The following is a 16007-nucleotide window of genomic DNA, read 5'->3' on the forward strand; positions in this document are numbered from 1 at the left end:
TCTGCTGGTTTCGACCGTTGCGCGGCCAGGTTTATCGTTGCGCCGCCTTGACGAGGTTCGATCCGATGATCAAACGCTGAATCTCACTGGTGCCCTCGTACAGCCGCAGCAGGCGCACGTCACGGTAAATGCGTTCGACGGCAACGCCTCTCATGTAACCGGCGCCGCCATGGATCTGCACCGCGAGGTCCGCGACGTTGCCGGCCATCTCGGTGCAGAAGACCTTGGCGGCCGAGGGCGCGATCCGGCGATCCTCGCCGGCGACCCACAGGCGGGCCGCCTCGCGCACCAGCGCGCGGCCCGCCATCACCCCGGTCTGCTGGTCGGCGAGCATGCCCTGCACCAACTGGAAGCTGCCGATGGGCGTTCCGCCCTGCGTCGCGGTGGCGGCGTAGGACACCGATTCGTCGAGCGCGCGTTGCGCGGCGCCCACCGCGAGGGCGGCGATGTGCACCCGGCCGCGGGCCAACGAGGTCATGGCCGCTCGGTATCCGTGATCTTCACTGCCGCCGACGAGCGCCTCGGGACCGACGCGGACGTCGGTGAAGTTGACGTCGGCCGTCCAGGCGCCTTCCTGGCCCATCTTGGCGTCCTTGGCGCCCACCTCGACGCCCGCGGCGTCCGCCGGCACCAGAAAGACGGCGATCCCCGGACCCTGGTCGTCGGCGGGCCGGGTGCGCGCGAACACCACGAACAGATCGGCGACGGGCGCGTTGGTGATGAAGCGCTTCTGCCCGGAGATCACCCAGTCCCCGCCTTGTTCGGAGCCGTCACGAACGGCCTTGGTGCGCAAGCCGGCGGGGTTCGATCCGGCGCCGGGTTCGGTGAGCGCGAAGGAGGCGACGACGTCGCCGGACGCGATCGACTCCAGCCAGCGGGATTTCTGTTCGTCGGTGCCGAACCCCACCAGCACCTGCCCGGCGATGCCGTTGTTGGTGCCGAACATCGACCGCAGGGCCAGCGACGTGTAGCCCAGCTCCATCGCCAGCTCGACGTCCTGCATCAGGTTGAGGCCAAGGCCGCCCCACTCCTGGGGGATCGCGTAGCCGAACAGGCCCATCTTCTTGGCCTCGTCGCGCAGATCGTCGGGCACGCGGTCGGTGTCCAGGATCTCCTGCTCGCGGGGGACGACCACACTGCGTACGAATTGCCTTGTCTGAGCGAGGATCTCGCGGAAGTCCTCGTCGGAGACTTCCGCGACTTCGGCGGTGGCCATGGGCTCCACACTCCTCTCTGGATCCGGGGGCACCCGGGTTCAGAGCAGGATCCTATATCAAATATGATATTTGCTTCAGACGTGCCCGGTGGAGGCGAACGACAGTGAAGGATGGGTGATCGACAGTGGCGATGCTGACGGGTCAGACCGCGGTAATCACCGGCGGAGCGCAGGGGCTGGGTCTGGCCATCGCGGAGCGCTTCGTCGCCGAGGGCGCGCGAGTGGTGCTCGGCGACGTCAACCTCGAGGAAACCCAGGTCGTGGCCAAGCGGTTGGGCGGCGACGACGTGGCAGTGGCCGTCCGGTGCGACGTCACCAAGTCCTCCGACGTCGAAACCCTGATCCAGACCGCGGTCGAGCGTTTCGGCGGCCTGGACATCATGGTCAACAACGCCGGGATCACCCGCGACGCGACGATGCGCAAGATGACCGAGGAGCAGTTCGATCAGGTCATCAACGTGCATCTGAAGGGGACGTGGAACGGCACCAGGCTGGCCGCGGCCGTCATGCGGGAGAACAAGCGCGGCGCCATCATCAACATGTCCTCGGTGTCCGGCAAGGTCGGCATGATCGGCCAGACCAACTACTCGGCGGCCAAGGCCGGCATCGTCGGCATGACCAAGGCCGCCGCCAAGGAGCTGGCCTACCTCGGCGTCCGGGTGAACGCCATCGCACCCGGACTGATCCGCTCGGCGATGACAGAGGCTATGCCACAGCGCATTTGGGATTCCAAGGTCGCCGAGGTGCCGCTGGGCCGCGCGGGTGAGCCCAGTGAGGTCGCCAGCGTGGCGTTGTTCCTGGCGTCGGATCTGTCGTCGTATATGACCGGCACGGTCATGGAAATCACCGGCGGCCGCCACCTATGAGTGTCGAGGCCGTCGTCTGCGAACCCGTTCGAACCCCGATCGGCCGCTACGGCGGAATGTTCAAGGCGCTCAGCGCCGTCGACCTCGGTGTCACCGCGCTCAATGGGCTGCTGGAGCGGACCGGGCTGGCGCCCGACGCCGTCCAGGACGTGATCCTCGGCCACTGCTACCCCAACAGCGATGCGCCCGCGATCGGGCGCGTGGTGGCGCTGGATTCCGGCCTGCCGGTAACGGTTCCGGGCATGCAGGTCGACCGGCGGTGCGGCTCGGGCCTGCAGGCGGTGATCCAGGCCTGCCTGCAGGTGGGCGCGGGGGACAACGACCTCGTGGTCGCCGGGGGTTGCGAAAGCATGAGCAACGTCGCCTTCTATTCCACCGACATGCGCTGGGGCGGGGCCCGCACCGGTGTGCGGGTGCACGACGGGCTGGCCCGGGGGCGCACGACCGCCGGCGGGCGGAACTACCCGGTGCCGGGGGGAATGCTGGAGACGGCCGAGAATCTGCGCCGCCAGTACGGTATTTCGCGCCGGGAACAGGACGAGCTGGCGGTGCGATCCCATCAGCGTGCCGTCGCCGCGCAGAAGGACGGCATTCTGGTCGAGGAGATCATCCCGGTCGCGGTGCCCACCCGCACCGGTGAGGAACTCATCGACACCGACGAGCACCCGCGCGCCGACACCTCGGTCGAATCGCTGGGCAAGCTCAAACCCGTTCTGGTGAAAGAGGATCCGGAGGCCACCGTCACCGCCGGCAACGCCAGTGGGCAGAACGACGCGGCTTCGATGTGCGTGGTCACCACACCGGAGAAGGCCGACGAATACGGCCTGAAGCCGTTGGTGCGCCTGGTGTCGTGGGGCGTGGCGGGAATCGCGCCCAAGGTCATGGGCATCGGGCCGGTGCCCGCGACCGAGGTGGCGCTGGCCAAGGCGGGTCTGCGGCTGTCCGACATCGACCTCATCGAGCTCAACGAGGCCTTTGCCGCGCAAGCGCTTGCGGTGATGCGGGAATGGAAGTTCGGCGCCGCCGATCACGAGCGCACCAACGTGCACGGTTCGGGGATCTCGCTGGGACATCCGGTGGGTGCGACGGGCGGGCGGATGCTGGCCACCCTGGCGCGTGAACTCCATCGCCGCCAGGCGCGCTACGGCCTTGAGACTATGTGCATCGGCGGCGGCCAGGGATTGGCTGCCGTCTTCGAGCGGGTCGCGCCGAAATGACCGATCGGGCGTTGCCGCTGGACGGCCTCACCGTCGTGGAGGTGTCGAGTTTCGTCGCCGCGCCACTGTGCGGCATGACGCTGAATCAGCTTGGCGCGGAGGTCATCCGAATCGATCCGATCGGCGGCGCGTCCGATGTCCAGCGGTGGCCGCTGGCGGCGGACGGCACCTCGATCTACTGGACCGGCCTGAACAAGGGGAAGCGGTCGGCCACCATCGATCTGCGGTCCCCGGACGGTCACGAACTGGTCCAGCGGCTGATCACCGAGGGCGACGGCGTCGTGGTGACCAACGCCGCGGGATTGTCCTGGCTCAGCCACGAGGTCTTGGCGGCCAAGCGCCCCGACGTGATTCACGTTCAGTTGCTCGGGCGCGGTGACGGCTCCACCGGAGTGGACTACACCGTCAACGCGGGGCTGGGCTATCCGCTCGTCACCGGTCCGGCCGATCATGCCGGCGCCATCAACCACGTGCTACCGGCCTGGGATGTGTGCTGCGGACTGTACGCCGCGCTGGCCGTCGTCACCGCCGTCCGCCACCGCGAACGGTCCGGGGCGGGGACCCGGATCAGCCTGGCGCTCGAGGACGTCGCCCTGGCCACCGCGGCGAACCTGGGGCTGCTGACCGAGCCGCAAGTCACTGGGACACAACGCGAACGGCTGGGCAACGCCATCTACGGCCAGTACGGGCAGGACTTCACCAGCAGCGACGGGGCCAGGTTCATGGTGGTCACCCTGACCGGCCGGCACTTTCGCGATCTGCTCGCGGTGACGGGCACCGGCGACGCGGTGTCGGCGCTCGCCGAGGCGCTGGGCGCCGATTTCGGGTCCGAAGGCGACCGCTACCGCTATCGCGACGTGCTGTCGAGCCTGTTCGCCACCTGGTTCAGCGCCCACACCGCCGCCGAGATCACCGCCGCGCTGGCCGACACCACGGTGCTCTTCGAGCGGTACCGCACCTTCGCCGAGGTCGCCGCGGGACCGAAAGTGACTGACAATCCGCTCTTTTCCCGACTGCGCCAGCCCGGTCTCGGCGAGTACTTCGCGCCGGGCCTGCCTGCCGCATTCGACGGCAGCCATCCGCCCAGCGCGCCGGCACCGGCCCTGGGACAGGACACGGCCGACGTCCTCGCGCGTCTGGGGTTGAGCGCCGCCGACATCGCGCGCCTGACGGACGCCAAGACCATCGCCTGCTGAGCAGCCGGAAGGGAACCACGGCACATGGCCAAACTCGCCCAGACCCTCGGATTGACCGACCTCCAAACCGAGATCATCGCCACGGTACGGCAATTCGTCGAGAAGGAGGTCATTCCGCACGCGGCCGAGCTGGAACGCGCTGACACCTACCCGCAGGCGATCGTGGATCAGATGCGGGAGATGGGCCTGTTCGGTCTGATGATTCCCCAGGAGTACGGCGGGCTCGGAGAATCGCTGCTGACCTACGCGCTGTGCGTCGAGGAACTGGCGCGCGGTTGGATGAGCGTCTCCGGCGTGCTCAACACCCACTTCATCGTGGCGTACATGCTGCGCCAGCACGGCACCGACGAACAGAAGCAACGGTTCCTGCCGCGGATGGCGGCCGGCGAGACACGCGGCGCCTTCTCGATGTCCGAGCCGGAACTGGGTTCCGACGTGGCCGCGATCCGCACCCGGGCGCGACGCAACGACGACGGCACCTACACCATCGACGGCCAGAAAATGTGGCTCACCAACGGCGCCACCTCCACGCTGGTGGCGGTGCTGGTGCGCACCGACGAGGGTTCGGACAAGCCGCACCGCAACCTCACCGCGTTCCTGGTGGAAAAGCCGGTCGGTTTCGGCGAAGTCGTTGCCGGCCTGCACATCCCGGGCAAGATCGAGAAGCTGGGCTACAAGGGCATCGAAACCACCGAGATGATCTTCGACGGCTACCGGGCCGGGGCCGACGACGTCCTCGGCGGCACCACCGGGCAGGGCTTTTTCCAGATGATGGACGGGATCGAGGTCGGCCGCGTCAACGTGTCGGCGCGGGCGTGCGGTGTGGGGATCCGCGCCTTCGAGCTCGCGGTGCGCTACGCCCAACAACGCGCGACCTTTGGCAAGCCGATCGCCGAGCACCAGGCGATCGCGTTCCAACTGGCCGAGATGGCGACCAAGGTCGAAGCGGCCCACCTGATGATGGTCAACGCCGCGCGCCTGAAGGATTCGGGCGAGCGCAACGACGTCGCCGCCGGCATGGCCAAATACCTGTGCAGCGAATATTGCGCCGAGGTCACCCAGCAGAGTTTCCGGATCCACGGCGGTTACGGATATTCCAAGGAATACGAGATCGAGCGGCTGATGCGCGACGCGCCCTTCCTGCTGATCGGCGAGGGCACCAGCGAGATCCAGAAGAACATCATCAGCAAGCGACTGCTCGCCGAGTACCAGGTGTAGGCAGATGAGCGTTCCGGATTTCGCTGCGCGGCCTCAACTTTCGGAGGACGTCGCGCGGATCATCCGCGGGCGGATATTCGACGGCACGTACGCGGCCGGATCGTACGTCCGGCTGGACCAATTGGCCGCGGAGTTGGGCATCAGTGTCACACCGGTGCGTGAGGCGCTGTTCGCGCTGTGCGCCGAAGGCCTGATCAACCAGCAACCCCGTCGGGGCTTCGCGGTGTTGCCGGTGACCGGACGCGACGTCACCGACGTGGCGAACGTGCAGGCCCACGTCGGCGGCGAATTGGCGGCGCGGGCGGCGATCAACATCACCGACGACCAGCTGCACGAGCTCAAGAAGATCCAGGCGCAGCTCGAAGACGCCTACGCCGGCGGCGAACACGAGCGCACCGTCCGGCTGAACCACGAATTTCACCGCGCCATCAATGTCGCGGCGGACTCGCCCAAGCTCGCCCAGCTGATGTCGCAGATCACCCGTTATGCCCCCGAGTCGGTGTTCCCCGCCATCGAGGGCTGGCCGGAGCAATCGATGCAGGACCATCGGCGGATCCTGTCCGCGCTGAAGAAGCGTGACGGCACGCTTGCCCGCGCGGCGATGTCGGAACATCTTGCGGCCGGGGCGGTTCCGTTGATCGATCACCTGGTGGCGCGCGGGGTGGTGGCCGACGACGGCCCGCTGGCCTAGTCGCGCCCGCGGGTGTCCTGGTCCCGAAACGTGTGCCGATAAGTCTGCGGCGACACTCCCGCCAGTCGGCGAAACTGCTCACGGAAGTTCGTCGACGACGCGAAACCCGTTCGGCGAGCGATGGTTTCGATGCTGTCGCCGGTGCTCTCCAGGAGCTGCTGCGCGTGCCTGATCCGGACGTTGTTGACCCACTGCATGGGGGTGTGGCCGGTCTCGCTCTTGAACCGGCGGTTGATCGTCCGCTCGCTGCTGGACGCCCGGCGCGCGATGTCGCGCAGGGTCAGCGGCAGGTGCGCGTTGTTCTCGATCCAGACCAATACGTCGTCCAGCTCGGTGTTGGACCTCCGGCGATTGCGGATGATGAATTGTGCCTGGCCACCGCTGCGGTGCAGCGGGGTGACGGCGAGCCGGGCGGCGTCGGCGGCCGCGGCCGAACCGTAGTCGCGGGCGACCATGTGCAGGCACAGATCCAATCCGGCGGACGCCCCGGCCGAGGTGAGCACTTGGCCCTCGTCGACGTACAGCGCGTCGGCATCGAGCCGGACGGTCGGATAGCGCGCCGCGAACAGTTCCGCCGCCACCCAGTGAGTGGTTGCCCGTTTGCCGTCGAGAATGCCCGCGGCGGCCACCGTGAAGGCGCCACTACAAATGGAGGCGATGCGAATGCCATTGCGGTAAGCGGACTTCAGTGCGGCAATCACATCGTCGTGAACCGGCGCCGCGACGTCGTTGCGGCCGGGCACCACGATGGTGTCCGCCGCGGCGAGCTCGTCCACCCCATGGTCCGTCGCGATCCCGATCGGCCCGGCCGCCACGAGAGGTTCGCAGCCACACACGCGCACCCGGTAGCCGGGCCTCCCGTCGGCGAGCCGGACACGGCCGAACACCTCGATCGCCATGGCGAGGTCGAACGCGATGACATCCGGCTCGGCCAGGATCGCGACGGCGTGCATGGCTTGGCAATATACCGGTGGAAGGTGGCAATCCAGCCACTGGTGTGATGCGCGGCGACCGGTGACCATGGCCGGGTGCATGCGCAAATCGTTCTGTACGACGGGTTCGACCCGTTCGACGTCATCGCGCCCTTCGAAGTCCTCGCCGCCGGCAGCGACATGGTCTCGGGCGACCTCGCGGTGACGTTGGTGGCGGCCGAAGGACCGCGCACCGTGACAAGCGGCACGCGTGGTCTCGCGTTGACCGCCACCGCCCGGCTCGATCCGTCCGAGCCGGGCTGCGTGATCGTGCCCGGCGCCAGTGGGCCCACCGTCGGTGACCCCGATGACGGGGTCGAGACCATCCCGGTGTTGTTGGGCCGAGCGGCTGACAGCGAGCTGACTCCGCTGCTGCACAAAGCATTCGGCAACGCGGACATGACAGTGGCGGCGGTGTGTGGCGGCTCCATCGTGATGGCGATGTCGGGGCTCATCGAAGGGCGGCGCGCGGCGACACACCACCTGGGTCTGGACCTGCTGGAGGCGGCGGGCGTGCATCCGGTGGTGGCCCGCGTCGTCGACGATGGGGACCTGGTCACGGCGGGCGGCGTCACCTCGGGACTCGACCTGGGCCTGCATCTGCTCGATCGCTTCTATGGCCCGCGAATCGCCCATGCCGTCGAGCAACTCTTCGAATACGAGCGGCGGGGCACGGTGTGGCGACCCGTCGGCCGCGAACCGGTGGAGGTTTAGGTTGAGCATCGAAGGCCACTGGGACGTGACGATCAAAACCCCGATCGGCACCTTGCCGGTGCTGTACGCGTTCACCCGATCGCGCGACGGGGTCGCCGGCACGGCGACCTACAAGATGAAACCGTTGCCTTGCAACACGTTACGTGCGAAACGGCCGACGGCGGCACTCGCCTCACGTGGCGACAGTCGGTGACCAAGCCGATGCGGCTCAACCTAAATTTCGACGTCGTGGTGCGGGACGACGCCCTGAGCGGGCATTCGCGCGCGGGCCGGCTGCCACGCTCGGCGGTAACCGGGACTCGACGCTAGCCGGCGCCATCTCTTGTCGCACAGCGACGTTGGGCATACGCTGCCAGCAGGGTGGGCCACGGACGGAGAGAAGAAGATGCCCGCAATGCTTCGCGCGTCGGCCCTACTCGTTGCGACCGTGACGGCGATCGCCGCCGCGCCGACGGTCGTCGCCGACCCGGTCGACCCGATACCCGGCAATGGTGTCTTCGTCGTCGGCCCCGACATTGCGCCGGGTCTGTACCGAACGGCCGGCTCGGCGTCGACCTTCGGGGTCTGGATCAACAACGTGCCGACTCAGGACTCGATGTGCGCGTGGTTCACCTACAGCACGCCCGACGCGAACAAGGACCATGTGGTCCAGACGAACATGTCCGTGGGTCCGATGTTCGCGAACATCAACACCACGATCAAGGCGTTCGAGTCGCAGAACTGCCAGCCGTGGACGCGGGTGCCCTAGGGCGGGGCCGCGTCGATCAACATCTCGCGCAGCCGGCGGACGTCGACCTTGCCGGTTCCGCCGCGCGGAACGTCGTCGTCGGAGTCCAGCAGTAACCACACCGTCGGGACCTTGAAGGCGCTCAACACACTTCGAGCACGGGCGCGCAGCTGCTCGGCGGTCAGCGTGCGGCACACCACCGCCGCGCCGACGCGTTCCCCCGAGCCGCCCGCAACGTTGGTGACGACGGCGTAGTCGACGCCGTCGATCGTGCGCAGCGCCCGCTCGACCTCGCTGGGGTAGACGGTCGCACCGCTGACTTTGAACATGTCGTCGGATCGCCCGTGGTAGAACAGGAATCCGTCGTCGTCGAGGTGGCCGAGGTCACCGGTGGGGTAGAAGCCGTCGGCGGTGAACAGGTCTTCACGGGTGCGCCCGCAGATGCCGCGCAGCGTGTGCGGTCCGCGGATGTGGATCATCCCGGTGGCCCCCACTTCGACGGGCGCGCCGCTGTCGACGTCGACGATGCGGACCTCCATGCCGGGGAATGGTTTTCCGCAGCTGCCCCACGCCGACGCGGGCATGTCGGTGTCGGCGGGATAACCGCAGTACGGGCCGAAGGCCTCGGTCATGCCGAACAGCGTCGCCCGCGCGCCGGGCCGGGCCCGCTGCCCGGGCGGCAGCAGCGCCTGCAGGCTTCCCGCCTGTAGAGCCGACAGGTCGGCGCCGACCTGGGCGGCGTGCCGTGCCAATGCCTCGGCCTGATCCGGCCAGCCCCGAAACAGCGTCACCCGTTCGTCTTCCAGCAGTTTCAGGGTCGCCTCGGGCCGGGGGATCTCCTCGGTCACCAGGGTGGCGCCGGCCAGCAATGCCGAGAGTATTCCGCTGCCGAAGCCGCCCACCCAGAAGAAGGGCATCGGCAGATACAGGCGGGTCCGATCGGTGATGCACCGCGCCGCGAGACCCGATCGCACGGCGCCCAACGCGTTGCCGTGCGAGTGGATGACTCCCTTGGGGGATCCGCTGCTGCCCGAGGTGAACATGATGACCAGCGGGTCGGCGGGTGTGACCGTCGCCGTCATGGCGTCGAGGATGTCGCGGGCACCCTCACCCGCGGACGCGGCATCGACCCGGTCGGCGGGCCAAACCTGGCGCAACGCAGGCAGTTCGGATCGGCCCTCCGCCCGAAGGTCATCGAGGTAACGGTGGCCGCGGAACTCCTCGACGCTGATCAAGAATTGCACGGAGGCCACCCGCAGCTGCGCGGCCAGTTCACCGGCCGTGAGCAGGGTGCTCAGCGGGACCAGGACCGCGCCGATGCGGGTAAGCGCTATCGCGACCCGCACCCAACGGGTGCCGTTGGGCATGATGAGTCCCACCCGGGTGCCCTTGCCCACGCCGGCTTCGACCAAGGCCGCTGCCAAATCGCGGGTGGCGAAATCGAGTTCGCGGTAGGTCAACCGGGAGGTGGGGTCGACCACCATCGGTTTGTCGCCGTCGCGGTCGGCCCGAAACCGCACCAGTCGGTCGATGGTGTTAGACATCGAACAGCTCTCGGAGACGTCGCATGTCGACCTTGCCGCTGGGCTGCAGCGGAACGTCGGCGCCGCGGAGGGTGACGAACCTCCTGGGAATCTTGTAGGTGGACAGTTCCGTTTTGAGCCGCGCCACCATAGCGGCTTCGTCGAAAGCTGCGGCCCCGTCCGGCTGGACAACCACCGCGGCGACAACCTGCCCGCGCTGGACGTCGGGCAGGCCGAACACGTAAGCCGGCGCTCCGTCGGTGGCCCTGCTGATGGCGTTCTGCACCTCGGCCGCCGAGACATTGGCGCCCGCCGTCTTGATCATCGCGCCGAGCCGGCCGGTGAAGTAGACGAATCCGTCCGCATCGACGCGCACCAGGTCGCCGGTGTGGAACCAGCCGTCGGCATCGAAACACTCTTCCCGGCTGCGCTTGTAGTAGCGCTGCATCAGGTACGGCCCGCGAAGGCACAGCTCGCCGACCTCGCCGGCGGGAAGATCGGTCGCGGTGCCGGGGTCGATGACCTTGATCTGAAATCCCGGTGCCGGCTTGCCGAATGAGCCGCGCCGGTGCTCGGGTTGGTCGGATTCGTCGTCGCCGATCAGCACGACGCTGCCGGCCTCGGTCATGCCCAGCATGTTGTGCCGTAGTTCCGGGTCGGCCGGGCGGGCGTCGGGAGCCATGATCGGGTACAGGTTGCCGCGCCGCATCGACGACAGATCGCGTTGCGCGAAGCTCGGGTGGACGGCCAGGTGGGCGACCGCGGCCGCGAAGCCGTTGGTCACGGTTGGCTTTTCGGCTTCCAGCAGGTCGAGGGTCTCCCCGGCATCGGTGGCGTTGGAGCACACCAAGGTCGATCCGGCCAGCAGCGTCGCAAGGAGACCGAACGCGAGTCCGCCGATCCAGAAGAACGGCGAATTGCAGAACAATCTGTCGTCGGACGTCAAACCGCGGATCAGGTTGAGATTTCGTTGGTGCGCCAGCAGGGCGCCGTGGGTATGCACGACTCCCTTGGGGGCGCTCGTGGAGCCCGAGGTGTACACGATCGTCAGCGGATCGCATTCTGCGACGTCATCTTCCGTCGCCGCCAGGAGCGCGGGGTCGACGGAATCACCGAGCCCGCACACCTTCTCGTGGGTGACCGCGACGTGGCGCAGCTGCGGCGCTGCGACACAGAACAATCGGGAATCGAGATCGGCGCCCGAGAGAATTTCGGACAGCCGTTGGACGTAGTCGTGAGAGCGAAAGGATGCGGCGGTCAACAAGATTTCCACATCGCTGTCGACCAGTTGCTCGCGCAGCTCGCGGGCGGTGGCGAAGGTGGAGAACGGGATCACCACCGCACCGATTCGCGCCGCGGCCAGCATCCCCACGACGAACTCGGCTCCGTTCGGATAGAGGACCCCCACATGGGTTCCCTTGCCGGCGCCCAGGGCGATCAGGCCGCGGGCGAGCTCCGCCGACCGGTGATCGGCGGCGGCATAGCTGATGCGGTCACTGTCGCACACCAGAAGCGGGTGATCGCCGCGCCGGCTGGCTTGACACCGCAGGACCTCGGCGACGGTCAACGGCTCAACGGGCATGGTCGTGCCGCGCTGCGGGGTCGCCGAAAAGGACTCGGATCGCGAGGAGATCGGCCTTGCCCGACGGTGTTCGGGGGATGCTGTCGACGATCACGATTTCGGTGGGAACCTCGTAGCGCGCCAGTCGCCCGCGCAGATGCTCGACCAGGGCGTCGGCGTCGGACGATGCCCCCTCTCGGAGCTCGACCACGGCGACGGGCGTCTCGCCGAGCCGCTCATCGGGGCGGGCGATCACGGCCGCGCCGGCCACCGCGGGGTGGCTCTCCAGGGCGGCCTGGACGTCGTCGGGCATCACTTTGAAACCGCCGCGGATGATCGCCTGGTCGGCACGGCCCACGATCCACAGAAACCCGTCGGCGTCGATGCGCGCCATATCGGTGGTCCGCATCCATGGCGCGGCAGGTCCCAGCTGGCCCGGTTTGACCTCCAGCAGGCCGACTTCGCCCGGGCCCAGGGGCGTTCCGTCCTCGGTGACCACCCGCAGCTGGGCGCCCGGATTGGCCCGGCCGACGCTGCCCCGTTTGGTCTTCCAGTACCGCTGATGGTCGGTGAGGGTCCAGCCCGCCACCCCGCCACCGAATTCGGTTGCCGCATAAGAGGTCAACACCGGAATGCCGTACTTCTCGGTGAAGGCATCGGCATCCTCGGCCGACAACGGCGCCGTGCCGCAGGTAACGGCCCGCAGGCTCTCCAGGTCGGCGCGCGGGACCTCGGAGTGCAATACCGTGCGCAGCGCCGCCGGCACCAGCGACGCCGCGCGGGGCCGGTGCTTGCGCACCGCCTCGGCCCACGCGTTCAGCTCGAACCGTTCCAGCAGCACGAACGGCCTCGCCTCGGCGATGCATTGCAGCACCCGGAACACCCCGCCGATGTGGACCAACGGCGAGTTCACGATCGCGACGCCGCGGCGCAGCTCCGTAGGCGAGACCGCGTGATCCGGCTCGGGGCCGATCACGCTGCGCGCCAACATGTCGTAGCTCAGATCGATCCGCTTGGGCGGCCCGGTCGTGCCGCTGGTCAGCATGCGGACGGCGACACCGGCTTGGGGGGCGGCGTCGCCGAGGCGCGGCGCGGAGACCTCGGCGTCGTCCAACCCGCCCGCAATCGCGATGGCCGGTGTGCCCACGGGCACCAGCGCCCTCAGATCGTCGGCCTCGCCGACGATCACCGGAAGCTGCAGCCCCGCGATGTCGGCCTTGATGCGCTCGTCACCGCGAGAGGGGTTGATGACCACCACCGTTCCACCGCCCAGCAGGACGCCCAGGAATGCGGCCACGTGCCCGGGACGGTTGCGCAGCAGCATCCCGACTTCGGCTCCGCCGGTAGCGGCGGCGATACGGCGTGCCAGCGTGGCGACCCGGTCCCAGGAGATCCACTGTCCGCCATACTCGATGGCGTGTGAGTCCGGCTGCAGGTCGAGCACGTCGGCGATGCGTTGAGCCAGCGGGTGACGCGACATCAGCGGATCTGTGGTGTACGGCCCGCGCCGGAATCGTGTTGAGCGCCCAGCTCCGCGGTGCCCAGCGGGTTTCCCAGCCGGGTGTAGATCAGGTTCTGCTCCATTGCCGCGCGGTACGGCTTGTCCAGCGATTCCCAGATCGCCTTCACCGTGCCGGCCGTCGCGGTCGGCGGCTTGGCGGCGATGGTCGCCGCGATCTCGTGGGCGCGGTGCCAAAGCTGGTCCGCGGCGACGACCTCGGAGACCAATCCGATCCGCAGCGCGGTGTCGGCGCCGACCCGTTCGTCGTTGCCCATCAGCGCTATTCGCAACGTCTCACCCAGGCCGATGCGGCGCATCAGGCCGATCGGCTCCAAGGCACAGACCAGGCCCGCGGACACGTGGGAGTCGAAGAACGTGGCGTTCTCGGAGCAGATCACCACGTCGGATTCGTTGACGAAGTAGAACCCGCCCGCGGTGCACATGCCCTGCACCGCGCATACCACGGGTTTCCACATCTTCTGCCACTTGGGACTGAGTGCTTCGCCGGGATCCTCGTGGTTCCAGATGTTTTCGGGCTGGCCGTACGGCGTCTTGATGTCCAGCCCGGCGCTGAAAGCCCGGTCGCCGGCGGCGCGCAGCACGACCGCGTGCACCGAGTCGTCGAGTTTGACCGTGCGCCACGCGCGGGCCATCTCCTCGCACATGGTGCGGTTGAACGCGTTGAGCTGTTCGGGGCGATTCAGCGTGATCGTGGCGACGTGGTCGCTCGCGTCGACCTCGAGCAGAATGGTTTCGAACGTCATCGGCACTGCCAATTCGGCGTGCGCTTTTCGACGAAGGCCCGCGGGCCTTCGGCCGCGTCCTCGGTGCGCAGCACCCGCTCGCGGAAGGTTTCGGCGAGTATCTCCGCCTCGTGCAGCGGTACGTTGAGGCCCTTGAGAATCGCGAGCCGGGTGCCCCGGACCGCCAGCGGCGCATTGGAATTGACGATGTCGGCGATCTCGTGGGCCCGCTCCAGCAGGCGGTCGTGCTCGACGATTTCGCTGATCAATCCGAGTTCATAGGCGCGCGCCGCGCTCATCCGCTCGTGCTTGCCCATCAAGGCCATTCGCAGCGCGATCGAGCGGGGCAAGACCCGGGACACCCGCACCAATTCGCGGCCGGCCACCAGCCCGATGCTGACGTGCGGATCGAAGAAGGTCGCCTGCTCGGATGCGATGACGATGTCGGTCGTCGTGACCCAGTCCATGCCGGCGCCACAGCAGATTCCGTTCACGGCGGTCAGCACCGGCTTGGCCGTGGTGCGAAACGGCGGCGTGCCCTCCTGGGGCGCCTCCCACTGGTCGTACGTGGACAGGTAGGGCCGCTCGTAGATCACCTTGCCGTCTTCGGGAATCTCCTTGACGTCGGCGCCGGTGCAGAACGCGCGACCGGTGCCGGTGACGATGGTCAGCCACACATTGTCGTCGTTTTCGGCCTCGTCGTAGGCGGCCCGCAGTTCGGTGATCATGTGCGGGCTGAGCGCATTGAGGGCGTCCGGGCGATTCAGCGTGATCGTCGCGGTGTGGCCAGCGACTTCGTATTTGATCGTGTCGAACGAATCAGTGGGCATCGGTCATCCCTTCGTGCAGCGCCTGGTGCGGTCCTCGAGTGGCGGGCCTATGGACGGAGTCGCGGCAATTGCCGTGCATGGCAACCACACTCGGCCTCCTGGAGTGGTTGATCGTCTGGTTAGCGTCCACGGAAATCCGGATCCCGTCGCTGCCGGAAAGCCTCCAGGCCCTCCTTGAAATCGCTTGTTCGGCAGGATAGTTCCAGGTTGAACAGCTCCTGGGTCAGCGACTGGCCCAGCGTTGCATGCTGGCCGAAGTTCAGGGCCTGCTTGGCCAGTCCCAGCGCGGCCGTCGGTCCGGACGCCAGTCGGTCCACCAACTTTTCGGCGGCCTGATCGAGGTCGGTGCCGCTGACCGCCTGGTGAATCAATCCCCAGTCGGCTGCGTCCGGCGCGCCCACCTTCTCGCCGAGCAGCAGCATTCGCCGGGCCCGGGCCACGCCGACCAGCCGCGGTAACAGCCAGGTGGAGCCCGAGTCCGGGCTGAACCCCCGGTCGATGAAGGGCTCCCAGAAGACCGCGTCGTCGGCGGCCACGGTGAAATCGGCGGCCAACGCGAGATTGCAGCCAAAGCCCACCGCCCAGCCCCGCACGCTGCACACCACCGGCAGCTGGATGGTTGCGACGAGCTCGATCACGCGGTGAGCGGCGTGTGGGATCCGGCGCACCAGGTCACCGGCGCGGGGGCGTTGGCCGCCGGGATCGTTCGCGGCCACCCAGTCGGCGCCGGCGCAGAAGTCATCGCCGGCTCCGCGGATGTGAACGGCCCGCAGCGAATCGTCGGCCGCGGCACCGGTAAGCGCATCGACCAGCGTCCCGATCATCAACTGTGTCAACGAGTTACGCCGCGATGGGCGATCGAGCGTCACCAGTAACACGGCACCGTCGCGATGCACTGTCACCGAACCCTCGGCACCGGCCGTGTCGGCCCCCTGACTCACCGTCGAATCCGGCCTTTCTTGCCGATACGGTTACCCATACAGTAGGCAATACGATTGATACGCTGTATAAGTTAGCAAGGATACGCTGCCTG

General features: G+C 67.9%; 15 protein-coding genes and 1 pseudogene. 8 read left to right on the forward strand and 8 right to left on the reverse strand.

Annotated features, from left to right (window positions below):
- Positions 1-31: 31 nt before the first annotated feature.
- On the reverse strand, positions 32-1216 hold the full coding sequence (locus tag AC5Y5B_RS06630; RefSeq protein WP_112631877.1) for an acyl-CoA dehydrogenase family protein: 1185 nt from the start codon (positions 1214-1216) through the stop codon (positions 32-34).
- Positions 1217-1347: 131 nt separating this feature from the next.
- On the opposite strand from AC5Y5B_RS06630, the gene fabG reads away from it, so the two are divergent.
- From fabG to AC5Y5B_RS06655, 5 genes are read left to right on the forward strand one after another with little or no spacing between them, the layout of a single operon-like run.
- Complete coding sequence (gene fabG, locus AC5Y5B_RS06635) at positions 1348-2082, forward strand: 3-oxoacyl-ACP reductase FabG (RefSeq protein WP_500004772.1); 735 nt, start codon at positions 1348-1350, stop codon at positions 2080-2082.
- Complete coding sequence (locus AC5Y5B_RS06640) at positions 2079-3299, forward strand: acetyl-CoA C-acetyltransferase (RefSeq protein WP_112631838.1); 1221 nt, start codon at positions 2079-2081, stop codon at positions 3297-3299. The genes fabG and AC5Y5B_RS06640 overlap by 4 nt, the downstream gene beginning before the upstream one ends.
- Positions 3296-4495, forward strand: a complete 1200-nt coding sequence (locus tag AC5Y5B_RS06645) for a CoA transferase (RefSeq protein WP_500004467.1) — start codon at positions 3296-3298, stop codon at positions 4493-4495. Before AC5Y5B_RS06640 ends, AC5Y5B_RS06645 begins: the two co-directional genes overlap by 4 nt.
- A gap of 24 nt (positions 4496-4519) precedes the next feature.
- Positions 4520-5713: an acyl-CoA dehydrogenase family protein gene (locus AC5Y5B_RS06650; RefSeq protein ID WP_112631836.1), complete on the forward strand. Its 1194-nt coding sequence runs from the start codon at positions 4520-4522 to the stop codon at positions 5711-5713.
- A 4-nt stretch (positions 5714-5717) separates the two neighbouring features.
- Positions 5718-6404 (forward strand): GntR family transcriptional regulator, encoded by a 687-nt coding sequence (locus tag AC5Y5B_RS06655; protein ID WP_500004469.1) that lies wholly within the window; start codon positions 5718-5720, stop codon positions 6402-6404.
- On the opposite strand, the gene AC5Y5B_RS06660 is transcribed toward AC5Y5B_RS06655, so the two are convergent.
- Positions 6401-7357 (reverse strand): GlxA family transcriptional regulator, encoded by a 957-nt coding sequence (locus AC5Y5B_RS06660; protein WP_112631834.1) that lies wholly within the window; start codon positions 7355-7357, stop codon positions 6401-6403. The two genes, AC5Y5B_RS06655 and AC5Y5B_RS06660, sit on opposite strands and share 4 nt — an antisense overlap.
- A 75-nt stretch (positions 7358-7432) precedes the next feature.
- On the opposite strand from AC5Y5B_RS06660, the gene AC5Y5B_RS06665 reads away from it, so the two are divergent.
- The 3 genes and pseudogenes from AC5Y5B_RS06665 (at position 7433) to AC5Y5B_RS06675 (ending at position 8837) form a co-directional block, all read left to right on the forward strand.
- A complete protein-coding gene (locus AC5Y5B_RS06665) occupies positions 7433-8089 on the forward strand; it encodes a DJ-1/PfpI family protein (RefSeq protein ID WP_500004471.1) in 657 nt (218 codons plus the stop codon).
- Position 8090: 1 nt separating this feature from the next.
- Positions 8091-8398, forward strand: a pseudogene (locus AC5Y5B_RS06670) (hypothetical protein).
- Between the two features lie 76 nt (positions 8399-8474).
- Positions 8475-8837, forward strand: coding sequence for an Rv1352/Rv1906c domain-containing protein (locus AC5Y5B_RS06675; RefSeq protein WP_044486844.1), 363 nt, complete (start codon positions 8475-8477; stop codon positions 8835-8837).
- On the opposite strand, the gene AC5Y5B_RS06680 is transcribed toward AC5Y5B_RS06675, so the two are convergent.
- From AC5Y5B_RS06680 to AC5Y5B_RS06705, 6 genes are all read right to left on the reverse strand, one after another.
- Entirely contained in the window at positions 8834-10360 is a 1527-nt protein-coding gene (locus AC5Y5B_RS06680; RefSeq protein WP_500004473.1) for a class I adenylate-forming enzyme family protein, read from the reverse strand. The genes AC5Y5B_RS06675 and AC5Y5B_RS06680 overlap by 4 nt on opposite strands.
- The gene (locus AC5Y5B_RS06685) at positions 10353-11921 is read right to left on the reverse strand and encodes a class I adenylate-forming enzyme family protein (protein WP_500004476.1); all 1569 of its coding nucleotides are present in this window, start codon (positions 11919-11921) and stop codon (positions 10353-10355) included. The genes AC5Y5B_RS06680 and AC5Y5B_RS06685 overlap by 8 nt, the downstream gene beginning before the upstream one ends.
- Positions 11911-13380 carry a class I adenylate-forming enzyme family protein gene (locus AC5Y5B_RS06690; RefSeq protein ID WP_500004478.1) on the reverse strand — a complete coding sequence of 490 codons (1470 nt, stop codon included), beginning with the start codon at positions 13378-13380 and terminating at the stop codon, positions 11911-11913. Before AC5Y5B_RS06690 ends, AC5Y5B_RS06685 begins: the two co-directional genes overlap by 11 nt.
- Entirely contained in the window at positions 13380-14165 is a 786-nt protein-coding gene (locus tag AC5Y5B_RS06695; protein ID WP_112631875.1) for an enoyl-CoA hydratase/isomerase family protein, read from the reverse strand. Before AC5Y5B_RS06695 ends, AC5Y5B_RS06690 begins: the two co-directional genes overlap by 1 nt.
- Positions 14162-14974 carry an enoyl-CoA hydratase/isomerase family protein gene (locus tag AC5Y5B_RS06700; protein ID WP_112631827.1) on the reverse strand — a complete coding sequence of 271 codons (813 nt, stop codon included), beginning with the start codon at positions 14972-14974 and terminating at the stop codon, positions 14162-14164. Before AC5Y5B_RS06700 ends, AC5Y5B_RS06695 begins: the two co-directional genes overlap by 4 nt.
- 119 nt (positions 14975-15093) lie before the next feature.
- On the reverse strand, positions 15094-15915 hold the full coding sequence (locus AC5Y5B_RS06705) for an enoyl-CoA hydratase/isomerase family protein (RefSeq protein ID WP_112631826.1): 822 nt from the start codon (positions 15913-15915) through the stop codon (positions 15094-15096).
- Positions 15916-16007 lie beyond the last annotated feature (92 nt).

The sequence above is a fragment of the Mycobacterium sp. NGS33 genome, from assembly GCF_059812885.1.

What these genes read in the sequence shown, in the direction of transcription:
- AC5Y5B_RS06645 (WP_500004467.1), top strand. Translation starts at nt 3,296, where the DNA reads ATGACCGATCGGGCGTTGCCGCTGGACGGCCTCACCGTCGTGGAGGTG.
- AC5Y5B_RS06640 (WP_112631838.1), top strand. Translation starts at nt 2,079, where the DNA reads ATGAGTGTCGAGGCCGTCGTCTGCGAACCCGTTCGAACCCCGATCGGC.
- AC5Y5B_RS06660 (WP_112631834.1), bottom strand. Translation starts at nt 7,357, where the DNA reads ATGCACGCCGTCGCGATCCTGGCCGAGCCGGATGTCATCGCGTTCGAC.
- AC5Y5B_RS06655 (WP_500004469.1), top strand. Translation starts at nt 5,718, where the DNA reads ATGAGCGTTCCGGATTTCGCTGCGCGGCCTCAACTTTCGGAGGACGTC.
- AC5Y5B_RS06630 (WP_112631877.1), bottom strand. Translation starts at nt 1,216, where the DNA reads ATGGCCACCGCCGAAGTCGCGGAAGTCTCCGACGAGGACTTCCGCGAG.
- AC5Y5B_RS06675 (WP_044486844.1), top strand. Translation starts at nt 8,475, where the DNA reads ATGCCCGCAATGCTTCGCGCGTCGGCCCTACTCGTTGCGACCGTGACG.
- AC5Y5B_RS06680 (WP_500004473.1), bottom strand. Translation starts at nt 10,360, where the DNA reads ATGTCTAACACCATCGACCGACTGGTGCGGTTTCGGGCCGACCGCGAC.
- AC5Y5B_RS06650 (WP_112631836.1), top strand. Translation starts at nt 4,520, where the DNA reads ATGGCCAAACTCGCCCAGACCCTCGGATTGACCGACCTCCAAACCGAG.
- AC5Y5B_RS06695 (WP_112631875.1), bottom strand. Translation starts at nt 14,165, where the DNA reads ATGACGTTCGAAACCATTCTGCTCGAGGTCGACGCGAGCGACCACGTC.
- fabG (WP_500004772.1), top strand. Translation starts at nt 1,348, where the DNA reads ATGCTGACGGGTCAGACCGCGGTAATCACCGGCGGAGCGCAGGGGCTG.
- AC5Y5B_RS06685 (WP_500004476.1), bottom strand. Translation starts at nt 11,921, where the DNA reads ATGCCCGTTGAGCCGTTGACCGTCGCCGAGGTCCTGCGGTGTCAAGCC.
- AC5Y5B_RS06690 (WP_500004478.1), bottom strand. Translation starts at nt 13,380, where the DNA reads ATGTCGCGTCACCCGCTGGCTCAACGCATCGCCGACGTGCTCGACCTG.
- AC5Y5B_RS06700 (WP_112631827.1), bottom strand. Translation starts at nt 14,974, where the DNA reads ATGCCCACTGATTCGTTCGACACGATCAAATACGAAGTCGCTGGCCAC.